Here is an 11,828-nt window from a genome sequence, read left to right as displayed (position 1 = left end):
CATTAAAGACACCATGCAGGGGCGATTTCCCCTTGCCAACTGTTTTTAATTTTTTAATGCATAGAAACAGGGCCCGGACAAAACAGGGGCTGAGGGGAAAACACCCAATGGCACGCACCGACACCCGCTTTCGCCAGTCGCACAATGCGATGCTGGATATGCTGTCAGTCCTGACCGTGGGGGCGGGCCTGCCATCCGAAGTGCAGATGGCGGCGGGACTTGGGGTGTCGAGGACGGTGATCCGCGCGGTTGTGCAGAAACTGGGCGCCGATGGCATTTTGCAGGGCAGCGGGCGCAACAAACAGCTGGCACGCGTGCCGGGGAAAGATGACCGGCTGCCGCTGCGCGAAGACTACATTGGCCGCGAAGATCTGGAAGCCCGGTTTCTGGACTGGGTGCTGCGCTTTGACGTGCCGGCTGGCACCGCTCTGAACATCACTCAACTCGCCCGGCAATTTGCCGTGCCGCCACATGCCTTGCAGGAGTTTCTGGCCAGCCTTGGGCAATCGGGGCTGATCGAGCGGCGGGTGCGCGGCGGCTGGCGCCTGCTGGGGTTCACCGCCGATTATGCGGTGGAGCTGTCGGAATTCCGGCAGGTGCTGGAGCTGAACGCCGTGCGGGTGTTTGCAGCACTGCCGGGGGATCATCCGGCCTGGGCGGCACTGGCCGCGATCCATGATGAGCATCTGGATCTGCTCCAGCGGATTGATCGCGACTTTCACGACTTTTCACGGCTGGACGGGCGGTTTCATGCGCTGCTCAACTCGGTGGTCAGCAATCGTTTTGTGGCCGAGTTCCAGAAGGTGATCTCGCTGATCTTTCACTATCATTATCAGTGGGACAAGACGATGGAACGCTACCGGAATGAGGCGGCGATCCGCGAACACCTGACCATCATCGCGGCCCTGCAGGCCCGGGACACACCCACCGCCGAGGCGCGGGCGCGCGGGCATCTGGCCACGTCAAAAGAAACGCTGCTGTCGTCGATGCGGGGGCATCATCTGGCGTAGCCGCAGCGGACGGGCTAAGCAGACACGAAAGAGCCGGAGGATCATGGCCCGTCGCCCCACCATACATGACGTCGCGCGTGAGGCGGGGCTGTCGCCAGCCACGGTCGACCGGGTGCTGAACGCCCGCGAAAAGGTGCGCGAAGACACCGCCAACCGGGTCTACGAAGCCGCACGCCGGATCGGCTACCACGCGGCCCCGCTGATTGCGCAACGCGTTCAGGACGCGCGGCCCCGGTTGCGTCTGGGCGTCGTGCTGCACAAGGAACGGCAAGCCTTTTACCAGCAGTTCCGGGCCGAGATTGAAAAGGCGGTGTCATCCGCTGTCGGCGTGCGGGCCAGCGTGCAGATCGCGTTTTCCACCTCACAGACCCCGGCGGATTTCGTGGCGCTGATGGAGGGTATGGCAGGCAAGGTCGATGCGATTGCCGCCACTGCCGTCGCCCACCCCGAAGTGACAGAGGCTGTGCGCCGCATCAATGCGGCGGGGGTGCCGTGTTTTGCGCTGCTCAACGATTTTGCCCAAGGCGTGCGGCAGCAGTATATCGGCATGAACAACATGAAGGTCGGGCGGATCGCGGCGCAGATGATCAGCCTTGCCTCACACCAGCCCGGCAAGATTGCGGTGTTCATCGGCGGCACCCGCTGGCATGGGCATGAATTGCGGGAAACCGGCTTTCGCAGCTACATCCGGGAATATGCGTCGGCGTTTCATGTGCTCGATACGCTGGTCAATCTGGAAACCCGGCAGCTGACCTATGAGGCGACGCTGGATCTGTTGGGCCGCCACGGCGACCTGCGCGGCATCTATTGCGCGGGCGGCGGGATGGAGGGCGCGATTGCCGCCCTGCGCGAAACCCGCGCGCCGGGAGAGGTGGCGCTGATCGTCAATGAGCTGACGCCGGAAAGCCGGGCCGCCCTGATCTCGCGCCATGTGACGATGGTGATCGCGACGCCGCTGGCGCAGCTCTGCGCCGATCTGGTGACCATCGCATCTGAAACGGTGCAAAGCGGGCTGGCGGCGACCGGGGGGCAGCATTTCCTGACGCAGGATCTTTACTTGCCAGAGTCGGTCTGAGCCTTGCGGCCGTTTTCCACCATCCACTCCGCCGCCCCCTGATCCACAGCAGTGCGGACGGCGCGGCCAATCGCTTCGCCCAATGCCGTGTGCAATCCGGCATAGGCCACAGGACCGGGATCGGCAGCTATGGCAATGCAATCGGTGCCTGTGCCGGTGGCCGGATGGCCATCCGGCAGGCACAGCCCGCTGTCCATCACGGCGGCGGTGCGGGCCTGTGTGGCGATGCTCAGCGCCTCGATCTGGGCGGTTTCGGTCAGGCCGGGTTCACTCATCACCAGAATGTTGATTGTGCCGTAACCGGCCTGCGGGTCGATAGGCAGGCGTGATCCGACAGCCTCGGCATTGCCCAGGCCGACGGTGGCCAGACAGGCCGCCCCCTGCCCCTCTACCCGCGCCTCTGTCAGGACAAACCGGCCAATATCGCGTGAGGTCAGCAGCCCGACCGCATCCTGATGACCATAGCGTGCCAGATCGCGGGCGAACCAGTCTGACACGTCAAAATCAGGCGTCAGATCGGCATTGCGCACCTCCCGCCACAGGATGTGCCGCGCCATGACAAAGCCCGGACGATAGGGCGCAAAGGACAAGATCCGGCGCGGGCGGTGCAGGTCTGCCCGCAGCCAGGGGCGGTCCAGCGTGACCGTGATCATGGGGCCAGCGTCTCCATCGGCTGAAACACCGGCCCCTGCGCGGTTTCGGCCCGGAATGAGGTGACGCCGAACACCTGGCCCATCAGGTCATCCGTCAGCACCTTATCGGGTGGGCCATCGGCGGCGATGCCACCCTTGTCCACCACAATGATCCGGGTGCAATGGCGCGCGGCCAGCCCCAGATCGTGCAAGGATACGATGACCGAGCGCCCTTCGGTCGCCAGATCGCGGAACACCCGCATGGTGCGGATCTGCTGGGCCGGGTCCAGCCCGGCGATCGGCTCATCGGTCAGAAGCAAGGGCGTGTCCTGCGCGAGCGCGCGGGCAATCAGCACCCGCGCCTGCTCGCCCCCCGACAGGCCATTCGCGGCGCGGTCACGAAAGGGGCCAAGGCCCATGCGGTCGATGGCATGATCCACGCTCGGATGTTCCGCGCCACGCCCCCGCGCCATGGCCCCCAGCGCCACCAGATGACGCACCGTGACCGGCCAGGCAATCTCGGGCGATTGCGGCAGCCACGCCGCTTGGGCGGCGCGGGCCGCAGGCGACAGACTGGCAAGCGACGACACCCCTTCGGCCCGCATCAGCCCAAGCGCCGCCCGCATCAGCGTGGTTTTCCCGGCACCGTTCGGACCGATCAACCCGATACACTCTCCCGCACCGACCTGCAGCGAAATGCCGGACAGCACGGCGCATGGCCCACGACGGGCGGTCAGTTTGTCCAGCGTCAGCAGGGTCATGGCTGCCCCCGCATCCGCCAGATCAGGTGCAGAAAGATCGGGGCCCCGACCAGTGCCATCACCACCCCCAGCTTCAGATCGCGCCCCGGCAGAACCAGCCGCACGGCAATGTCCGCCGCCAGCAGCAGTGCCGCCCCCCCGAGCGCCGCGGCTGGCAACAGCCGTGACGGGCTGCCGCCCACCAGCGGGCGCAACATATGCGGCACCACCAGCCCGACAAAGCCGATCGCCCCCGCCACCGCCACCGCCGCCCCGACCGAGGCGGCGACCCCCCCCAGCAGCACCAGCTGCAGGCGTGACAGGTCAAAACCCATCGACGCCGCCGCATCCTCGCCCAGTGTCAGCGCCTCCAAGCCCCGCCCGGTGCGCGCAAGCGCGACCCAGCCGAGCGCCATGATCGGCAGCGCCATCCAGACATGGTCGAATGACCGGTCGGCCAGTGAGCCCATCATCCAGAACACAATCTCATTCGCGGCAAATGGGTTGGGCGACAGGTTCAGCACCAGCGATGTCATCGCCCCGGTCAGCGCGGACAGGGCGATGCCTGCAAGGATCAGGGTAAAGGCCCCGCCCCCCGGCCCGGCCAGAAACAGGATCACCGCCACCCCGACAACCGCCCCCATCAGGGCGGCAAAGGGCAGCGCCAGCGTGAACGCCATCGCAAACCCGGTCTGCAAAGCCAGAACCGCGCCAAGGGCAGCCGAGGAGGACACGCCGATCAACCCCGGCTCTGCCAGCGGGTTGCGCAGAAAGCCCTGCATCGCTGCGCCCGACAGGCCAAGGCTGACCCCGATCATCACCGCCAGAATGGCGCGCGGCAGCCGGATTTCGCGCATCACCATGGTCAGCGGCCCGCCATCATCGCTGATCAGGGCCAACAGGCTTTCGCCCGGGCCGACCGGGGCCACCCCGGTCACCAGCGACAGCGCGAACAACACCGCGACAAGCACCGTCAGGCTGGCAAGCACCCCCCGGAAGCTCATGGTGCATCCCCGATCGCATCACGGGCCGCGCGCATCCGGGTGACGGCATCGACCACGCCGGGCAACCCGCAGACCCAGTCGCGGTCTTCCAGCGTTTCGCGCCCCCCGCGCAGTTGCGTCAGGGCCGGGTGCGACAGGATCTCTTCGGCGCGCGAGTTGCCGGGGTAGGTCTCCCCCACCACGACCAGATCGGGGGCGGCCAGAATAAGCGCCTCAAGCGGCAGGAACCCGCCTTGGGTCAGGCCCAGTTCTGCGGCAAGGTGGCGGAACCCGGCGGCGCGGATGATATCGCCCGACAGACTGTTCGCGCCCGGCGTGTAGCCATTGGCGGCATAGGTGGCAGCGGTGGGGTGCTGCGTTGCATCAGCCTCGGACAGCTCCGCCAGACCCGCGTCAAAACGGGCCACCATGGCAGCGGCCTGATCCTGCCGGCCAAGGACCGCGCCCATATCCACCATGCCCTGCCGCACCTCGGCCAAAGACGATGCGGGCGGGAAGGTCGCCACCGCAATCCCCAGCCGTTCCAGCATCGACACGGTGGCCCCGGCGGTGAACGTACCGGCCAGAACCAGATCAGGCTTCAGCAGATAGACCTCCTCCGCAAGGGCGCGGTTGGCGGGATAGGCCAGGGCCTGATCTACCATGACCGAAGACCGTGGGTCTTGTGCAAGGAACGAGACCGAAATCAGCTGGCCCGACCCGGCCAGTAGCATGGCCAACTGATCGGTGCACAGGTTGATGGAGACGACCCGTTGGGGGGCGTCGGCAAGGGCAGGCGAAGCCCCTGCAAAAAGTGCCGCGAGCAGGGCGGCCCTAAAACCTGGCACGAAGCCCCACATAGGCTGAACGGCCAGCCGATGCATAGCCGACTGAGGTTTGGTAATCGGTGTCGAACAGATTCTCGATCCGCATATAAACCTCGGCGGTATCGGAGATCTGATAGGCAGCCTGCGCGTTGACCACTGTATAATCGGGCATATCAGAGTTGCCAAAATCATCCTTGCGCCCCGCAGCATGCTTGACAGAAAGGCCGGCGGACAAACGGTCGGTAATGTCGCTGTCCAGCATCGCAGCCAGTTCGTGATAGGGCACAAGGCCGATGCGCTTTTCCCCCACCGTACGGTCAGGGCGGCGCGCATCGGTGTAGGTATAGGCAACCCCAAAACGGAAATGCTCTGCCAACGGAATTTCAGCCCCGAGTTCGACGCCTTGACGAACCGAAGTGCCGTCGATGTTCTCCAGCGAGTCAAAGAAGGCAGTCGAGGTGATCAGGTTGTCAACCTCCAGCCGGAATACGGTGGCCGACACCACTGCACCGCCCGCAAATTCATGTTCCGCTCCCAGTTCAAGTGACAGACTTTCCTCCGGCGTCAAAGCGGGATTGCCAACGAAGAACAGCGAAGGATAGTTGCCGAACCGTTCGTCAATTGACGGTGCGCGATAGCCCGTCGCCACCGCTGCGCGCAGGGTTGTGGCATCATCGGGACGGAAGGCCAGCGCGATGCGGCCGGTTGAAAAATTCCCAAAGGTAGAATTATGGTCGACCCGGACTGTTGCCGAAATATCCGTCTGAGGAGTCACAGCCCACAGCGCTTGCGCAAAGGCCCCCGACAGCCGGGTATCGGCAATGCCACCCGGCAGGTTGGTATACTCGGCCTTTTCCAGCATCGTGTCCGCGCCGTAAACCAGGGACAGATTGGCAATGATGTCGGATGTAGCCTGCCAACTGACAGTGGTGCGGTTGCCTTTAAACTCACCTACGCCGTTTTCGTCGGAAACGTTCCGGCCGATCTGATAGCGGGTGACGTCGAAAACATGTTCGGTGTTGCCCAGTGACAGTTCGGCAAACGCGCGCAGGCCAGTTTCGCGCGCCGATTTGACGTTCGGCAAGTCGGCAAATGTATCGCCATAGGTATCCCCGTCAGTATCAATGTACCCATCAAATTCGGCATTTGTTTTCTGGTGAAACGCCGCCCCGCCCAAGGTGAGCATATCTGTCAGATGATAGCGGAGGATGGCTGAGGCCCGTGTGGCTTCGGCCCCGTCCCGCTCTGTGCCGGTCGCCGCCGCCGAAAATCCATCGGTTCGCAGGTGCGTCAGCGTCAGCGCGGTTTCAAGATCGGTGGTTTTCTGTGTCAGGCTGTAGCTCAGGCTGGCAGTGCCAAAGCTGCCGGCTTCGGTCTGGACCTGCTGTGTCGTTCCGTCTTCGGTTGGCCGTGCCGTCGTAAAGTTGATCACGCCGCCGACCGCCGACCCGCCCCACAGCGCCGATTGAGAGCCGCGCAATATCTCAATCCGGTCAATGCCCGCCGTGGGCAGCCTGCCGAAGTCGAACTCTGTTTGCACGCCGCTCGGGTCTGAAACACGGATGCCATCGATGAACACTGCGATGTAGCGCTGATCCGCACCCCGGATGCGGACACTGGCCGGGCTTCCGAAAGCACCCTGTTGCACGACCGATAGGCCCGCCAACCGGCTAAACGCGCTTGCGATACCCAGCTCTTGAGCCGCGCCCAGATCGGAACCTGAAATCACAGTTGCGGAGACGCCGGTACGTTTGCGGTCAGTCACCGTGCGATTGGCTGTCACAGTAATCTTATCAAGCGCGATATCGTCAGTATCCTGCGCCAGTGCTGGGGTGGCGAGTGCGGTCGTGGCAAGGGCGGAAATCAGTGCCAGTCTGGAGATGCCGTGCATCTTGTGCGTTCCTTTGGCCGGACGGGTCAGCTGACCCGCAATGCGGTTTGATCCGGGAAAGCATGACACTTTCCACAGACGATGCGTGATCGTCACCGCTGCGGAAAAACCGCTCCCATGACGCGCCCCGCGCCCGGAAAGGGTGATCATCCAAGCAGGTCTCCTGGCTCGCGGGTCGTCGCTCGGTTGACCTTCCCGGGTTGCCCCAGTGGTATATTCAACGTCGCTCACCGCTTACAGTTGCGGGGGCAGCCACGGTCTGGGGCAGGCCCCTTCCGTGTTCCCTTTTCATCCGGTTTCAGGCCGGAACTTGGATCAGCGTTTCTATTGATCTGCTGGCATCGGAGTCAAGGCCAAGTGCGGGGCATGGCGGGCCCTCGGGGTATGGTCACTCTGCCCATGCAATGGGCGGTGCTGGCCGCAGGGGAGAGGACAAAGGTCCTGGAAACCCGATATAATTGTTTCAGCCTGAGTTCTTGTGAAAAAATTGTCACACGACAGCGATAGACGACTTGTCTGACTCGCCGATGCACCCTTAACCTTCCCCGATAAACCGCGAATCCGTTCCGGGCGGTCGGGCAGAGGGAACGGCATGGCAAGCGGGACAGAAATGATCAACCGGGAGAGACTCCAATGATGACAAAGAAACTGCTTGGGCTGACGACCAGCCTCGCCGTGGTGCTGAGCGCACCGCTGGCTTCGGCCCAGTCAATGGCCGAACTGGAAGCCGCTGCGAAAGCCGAAGGCATGCTGTCGACCATCGCTCTGCCGCATGACTGGTGCGGCTATGGCGACGTGATCGCCGGCTTCAAGGCCAAGTATCCCGAAATCACCGTCAACGAGCTGAACCCCGATGCCGGTTCGGCCGATGAGATCGAGGCGATCAAGGCCAACAAAGACAACAAGGGCCCGCAAGCGCCAGACGTGATCGACGTTGGTCTGGCCTTTGGCCCGCAAGCCAAGGCCGAGGGCCTGACCCAGGCCTACAAAGTCGCAACCTGGGACGAAATCCCCGATGCGATCAAGGATGCCGAAGGCCATTGGTACGCTGACTATTATGGCGTGATGTCGTTTCTTGTGAACACCGACATCGTCGAGAATGTCCCGCAGGACTGGGCCGATCTGCTCAAGCCGGAATATGCGGGCATGGTTGCCCTTGCAGGCGACCCACGCGCGTCGAACCAGGCAATTCTGGGTGTGCTGGCGGCAGGTCTGTCCACCGGCGCTGCTGCGGGCGAAGAGGCTGGCAAAGCCGGGCTTGATTTCTTCAAGGCGCTGAACGACGCGGACAACTTTGTTCCGGTCATCGGCAAGACCGGCACGCTGGCACAAGGCACCACGCCGATCGTCATCATGTGGGACTATAACGCGCTGGCCGCCCGTGACACGCTGGCCGGCAACCCGCCGGTTGAGGTTGTTGTGCCGGCATCCGGCGTTCTGGCCGGGGTTTATGTGCAAGCGATTTCGGCCTATGCACCGCAGCCCAATGCCGCCAAGCTGTGGATGGAATACCTGTATTCGGACGAAGGTCAGCTGGGCTGGCTGAAAGGCTACTGCCACCCTGCGCGCTTCAACGCGATGGCGGCCGCCGACAAACTGCCGGCCGATCTGATGGAAGCCCTGCCACCGGCAGAATCCTATGAGGCCGCTTACTTCCCGACACTGGAAGAAGTGGACGCAAACAAGGCCGCCGTTGTCGGTGGCTGGGATGCAACCGTCGGTGCCAACGTCGAATAAGACAGACTGACATCAGCCCGGCATCGCGCCGGGCTGATGTACCCTCTTGAAAAGGGGCCGCAAAGTGCCCCGTTTACCAACCAAAGATCAGGGACACCCGATGCCAGCTGACCGACCCCACACCGGGCCGCGATTTCGACTTCCTGTCGAATGGCTTGGCATCCTGCCCTTTCTGATTTTCGCCGTGCTGTTCCTGATCCTGCCGACAATGAAGATCGTGATCGGCGCGTTTCAGACCGCTGACGGCAGCTTTACCCTGCAGAACCTGATTGACCTGAACAACGCCTCAATCCGGTCTGCCTACTGGACATCGATCAAACTGTCTTTCGTGACCGCCCTGCTGGGCTGCGCCATCGGCTTTGCCATGGCCGCAGCCGTGGTGTTTGGCGGCTTGCCGAAGGGCGCGCGAAACCCGCTGATCACCTTTTCCGGTGTTGCGTCAAACTTTGCCGGGGTGCCGCTGGCCTTTGCCTTTATCGCGACACTGGGGCCAGTCGGCCTGGTCACGGTCTGGCTGCGCACGGAGTTCGGCATCAACCTGCGGGCGATGGGGTTCAACCTGCTGTCGTTCTGGGGGCTGGTCATCACCTATCTGTTCTTTCAGATCCCGCTGATGATCCTGATCATCATTCCGGCGCTGGACGGGCTGAAGCGCGAATGGCGCGAGGCGGCGGCGGTGCTGGGGGCGACGGGCGCGCAATACTGGCGCATGGTGGCGCTGCCCATCCTGTTCCCGTCCTTGCTGGGCACCTTCGCCCTGCTGTTTGCCAATGCCTTCGGCGCGGTCGCGACCGCCTTTGCGCTGACCGGGCCGCAGCTGAACATCGTGCCGATCAAACTGTTCGCGCAGATCCGCGGCGATGTGCTGGGCAACCCGAACCTGGGGTATGCCCTTGCCTTCGGGATGATCGTCATCACCGCTCTGGCCAATTTCCTGTACATCTGGCTGCGCGTGCGGTCTGAAAGGTGGCTGAAATGACCCGTTTCTTCGCCTGGGGCACCTTTCTGCTCGGCTGCGTCTTCTTTGCGTTGCCGCTGATCGGGATGACTGAATTCAGCCTGAAGATGCGGCGGGGGGAGTATTCCTTTGACGCCTATCGCCGCGTGTTCGAGGATCAGCGTTTCTGGGATACGTTCAGCTATTCGCTGATCCTGTCGGCGGCGACCATTGTGGTGGGCGTGCTGCTGGTGGTGCCAACCGCCTATTGGGTGCGGCTGAAGCTGCCGCAGGCCCGCCCTGTGATTGAATTCATCACCCTGTTGCCGCTGGTCATTCCGGCGATCGTGATCGTGTTCGGCTATATCCGGCTGTACAACACCTCCAGCTTTCTGCCGTTGACCGGCTCTGCCTTTGGCACCGATTTCCTGCTGACCATGGGCTATACCACGTTGGCCCTGCCCTACATGTACCGCTCAGTCGATACTGGCTTACGCACCATAGATGTGACCACGCTGACCGAGGCCGCGCAAAGCCTTGGCGCGGGCTGGGTCACGATCCTGTCGCGGATCATCCTGCCCAATGTGATGGTGGCGGTACTGTCGGGCGCCTTCCTGACGCTGGCCATCGTGCTGGGGGAATTCACCATGGCGGCATTGCTCAATCGCCCGGCCTTTGGCCCGTTCATGCAACTGCTGGGTGCCAACCGCGCCTATGAGCCGCCTGCACTGGCCGTGATCGCCTTTGCCATCACCTGGGGCTGCATGGGGTTGATGCAGCTTGTCACCCGGTTCTCAAAACACGAAAGGGCGAAAGCCTGATGTCCTTCCTGACCATGACCCATCTTGAAAAATCCTTCGGCCAGAACCGCGTGGTCAAGGATTTCAGCCTGTCGGTTGAAAAGGGCGAGTTCATTTCGCTGCTTGGCCCTTCGGGCTGTGGCAAGACCACGGTGCTGCGCATGGTGGCGGGGTTCGAATCCCCCACAGCGGGCGACATCACGATCGATGGCAAGGACGTCACCGGGCTGAAGGCCAATTCGCGCAACATCGGCATGATGTTTCAGGCCTATGCGCTGTTTCCGAACATGACCGTGGCCGATAACGTCGCCTTTGGCCTGAAGGTCAAGGGCGCCCCGCGGGCCGAGCGCGAGGCGCGGGTGGCCGAAATGCTGGCGCTGATCGGGCTGTCCGATCTGGGCGGGCGGTTCCCGTTTCAGCTGTCGGGCGGGCAGCAACAGCGGGTGGCCTTGGCGCGCGCGCTTGCGCCGCGCCCATCGGTTCTGCTGCTGGATGAGCCGTTGTCGGCGCTGGACGCCAAGGTGCGGGTTTCCTTGCGCAACCAGATCCGGCAGATCCAGCAGGATCTTGGGATCACAACCATCTTCGTGACCCATGATCAGGAAGAGGCGATGAGCATTTCGGACCGCATCGTGGTGATGAACGGCGGCGTGGCCGATCAGGTCGGCGCACCGTTCGAAATCTACAACCGGCCCCGCACCAAGTTTGTGGCCAACTTCGTCGGCACGCTGAACACATTTGAGGTAGAGGTCGCCGATGCAGCGGCAGGCCGGGTGATGCTGGCCGGTCAGACGCTGACACTGCCGGGTGCGCCGCTGGCAGCGCGCGCGGGGGACACGCTGTCGGTGGCGCTGCGCCCCGAGGCGCTGCGGCTGGGCCGCCTGCCTGATGCCGAAGCGCTGCTGACGGCCAAGGTGACGGATGTGCATTTCATGGGGTCGGTGATCCGGCTGAAAGCCGATCTGGCGGGCGCTGCGGTGTCGCTGGACACCTTCAACCGCCCGGATACACCGCCGCCCGTGGTGGGCAGCAGTGTTGAGGTCAGCCTGTCGGGCCGCGATTTCATTCTGTTGCAGGCGTAGGGCGCAGGTCTTTTCGTCGCCCGTTGCCAGAACAAAGGCGGGGTGAACCCCGCCCTACCTCTTTGGAGGAAACGGGCGCGCAGAGTTCGGGGTAGGGCGGGGTTCACCCCGCCG

The 11,828-nt window shown here is 63.4% G+C and carries 11 protein-coding genes and 1 riboswitch; of the genes, 6 read left to right on the top strand and 5 right to left on the bottom strand.

Going from position 1 to position 11,828, the window contains the following annotated elements:
• Window positions 1–107: 107 nt before the first annotated feature.
• Both Q7J44_RS01015 and Q7J44_RS01010 read left to right on the top strand, forming a co-directional pair.
• Entirely contained in the window at window positions 108–1,010 is a 903-nt protein-coding gene (locus Q7J44_RS01015) for a GntR family transcriptional regulator (protein WP_304876142.1), read from the top strand.
• Between the two features lie 43 nt (window positions 1,011–1,053).
• Complete coding sequence (locus tag Q7J44_RS01010) at window positions 1,054–2,085, top strand: LacI family DNA-binding transcriptional regulator (protein ID WP_304876140.1); 1,032 nt, start codon at window positions 1,054–1,056, stop codon at window positions 2,083–2,085.
• Here the strand turns inward: Q7J44_RS01010 and Q7J44_RS01005 are convergent.
• From Q7J44_RS01005 to Q7J44_RS00985, 5 genes are all read right to left on the bottom strand, one after another.
• Window positions 2,064–2,738 (bottom strand): adenosylcobinamide amidohydrolase, encoded by a 675-nt coding sequence (locus tag Q7J44_RS01005; protein WP_304876138.1) that lies wholly within the window; start codon window positions 2,736–2,738, stop codon window positions 2,064–2,066. The two genes, Q7J44_RS01010 and Q7J44_RS01005, sit on opposite strands and share 22 nt — an antisense overlap.
• The gene (locus tag Q7J44_RS01000) at window positions 2,735–3,478 is read right to left on the bottom strand and encodes an ABC transporter ATP-binding protein (protein WP_304876136.1); all 744 of its coding nucleotides are present in this window, start codon (window positions 3,476–3,478) and stop codon (window positions 2,735–2,737) included. Before Q7J44_RS01000 ends, Q7J44_RS01005 begins: the two co-directional genes overlap by 4 nt.
• Window positions 3,475–4,461 carry an iron ABC transporter permease gene (locus tag Q7J44_RS00995; protein ID WP_304876134.1) on the bottom strand — a complete coding sequence of 329 codons (987 nt, stop codon included), beginning with the start codon at window positions 4,459–4,461 and terminating at the stop codon, window positions 3,475–3,477. Before Q7J44_RS00995 ends, Q7J44_RS01000 begins: the two co-directional genes overlap by 4 nt.
• Complete coding sequence (locus tag Q7J44_RS00990; protein WP_304876132.1) at window positions 4,458–5,288, bottom strand: ABC transporter substrate-binding protein; 831 nt, start codon at window positions 5,286–5,288, stop codon at window positions 4,458–4,460. Before Q7J44_RS00990 ends, Q7J44_RS00995 begins: the two co-directional genes overlap by 4 nt.
• Window positions 5,275–7,308: a TonB-dependent siderophore receptor gene (locus Q7J44_RS00985; protein ID WP_304876130.1), complete on the bottom strand. Its 2,034-nt coding sequence runs from the start codon at window positions 7,306–7,308 to the stop codon at window positions 5,275–5,277. Before Q7J44_RS00985 ends, Q7J44_RS00990 begins: the two co-directional genes overlap by 14 nt.
• Window positions 7,294–7,487: riboswitch (cobalamin riboswitch) on the bottom strand. Its footprint overlaps the gene before it by 15 nt.
• Window positions 7,488–7,794: 307 nt before the next feature.
• Here Q7J44_RS00985 and Q7J44_RS00980 point away from each other — a divergent pair.
• The 4 genes from Q7J44_RS00980 (at window position 7,795) to Q7J44_RS00965 (ending at window position 11,714) form a co-directional block, all read left to right on the top strand.
• Window positions 7,795–8,895, top strand: a complete 1,101-nt coding sequence (locus Q7J44_RS00980) for an ABC transporter substrate-binding protein (RefSeq protein WP_304876128.1) — start codon at window positions 7,795–7,797, stop codon at window positions 8,893–8,895.
• A gap of 100 nt (window positions 8,896–8,995) precedes the next feature.
• A complete protein-coding gene (locus Q7J44_RS00975) occupies window positions 8,996–9,874 on the top strand; it encodes an ABC transporter permease subunit (protein WP_304876126.1) in 879 nt (292 codons plus the stop codon).
• A complete protein-coding gene (locus Q7J44_RS00970; protein WP_304876124.1) occupies window positions 9,871–10,653 on the top strand; it encodes an ABC transporter permease in 783 nt (260 codons plus the stop codon). Before Q7J44_RS00975 ends, Q7J44_RS00970 begins: the two co-directional genes overlap by 4 nt.
• Window positions 10,653–11,714, top strand: a complete 1,062-nt coding sequence (locus tag Q7J44_RS00965) for an ABC transporter ATP-binding protein (RefSeq protein WP_304876122.1) — start codon at window positions 10,653–10,655, stop codon at window positions 11,712–11,714. The genes Q7J44_RS00970 and Q7J44_RS00965 overlap by 1 nt, the downstream gene beginning before the upstream one ends.
• Window positions 11,715–11,828: the final 114 nt, after the last annotated feature.

Source organism: Pseudotabrizicola sp., from assembly GCF_030656345.1.
Taxonomy (GTDB): Bacteria; Pseudomonadota; Alphaproteobacteria; order Rhodobacterales; family Rhodobacteraceae; genus Pseudotabrizicola.
The sequence above is the reverse complement of the archived record's forward strand: the minus strand, read 5'-3'. Positions and strand labels throughout refer to the sequence as shown.

Bases quoted from the DNA above. Each gene is read 5' to 3' on its own strand.
- Q7J44_RS01010 (WP_304876140.1), top strand. From the start codon at position 1,054: ATGGCCCGTCGCCCCACCATACATGACGTCGCGCGTGAGGCGGGGCTG.
- Q7J44_RS00970 (WP_304876124.1), top strand. From the start codon at position 9,871: ATGACCCGTTTCTTCGCCTGGGGCACCTTTCTGCTCGGCTGCGTCTTC.
- Q7J44_RS00985 (WP_304876130.1), bottom strand. From the start codon at position 7,308: ATGATCACCCTTTCCGGGCGCGGGGCGCGTCATGGGAGCGGTTTTTCC.
- Q7J44_RS00995 (WP_304876134.1), bottom strand. From the start codon at position 4,461: ATGAGCTTCCGGGGGGTGCTTGCCAGCCTGACGGTGCTTGTCGCGGTG.
- Q7J44_RS00975 (WP_304876126.1), top strand. From the start codon at position 8,996: ATGCCAGCTGACCGACCCCACACCGGGCCGCGATTTCGACTTCCTGTC.
- Q7J44_RS00965 (WP_304876122.1), top strand. From the start codon at position 10,653: ATGTCCTTCCTGACCATGACCCATCTTGAAAAATCCTTCGGCCAGAAC.
- Q7J44_RS01005 (WP_304876138.1), bottom strand. From the start codon at position 2,738: ATGATCACGGTCACGCTGGACCGCCCCTGGCTGCGGGCAGACCTGCAC.
- Q7J44_RS00980 (WP_304876128.1), top strand. From the start codon at position 7,795: ATGACAAAGAAACTGCTTGGGCTGACGACCAGCCTCGCCGTGGTGCTG.
- Q7J44_RS01000 (WP_304876136.1), bottom strand. From the start codon at position 3,478: ATGACCCTGCTGACGCTGGACAAACTGACCGCCCGTCGTGGGCCATGC.
- Q7J44_RS01015 (WP_304876142.1), top strand. From the start codon at position 108: ATGGCACGCACCGACACCCGCTTTCGCCAGTCGCACAATGCGATGCTG.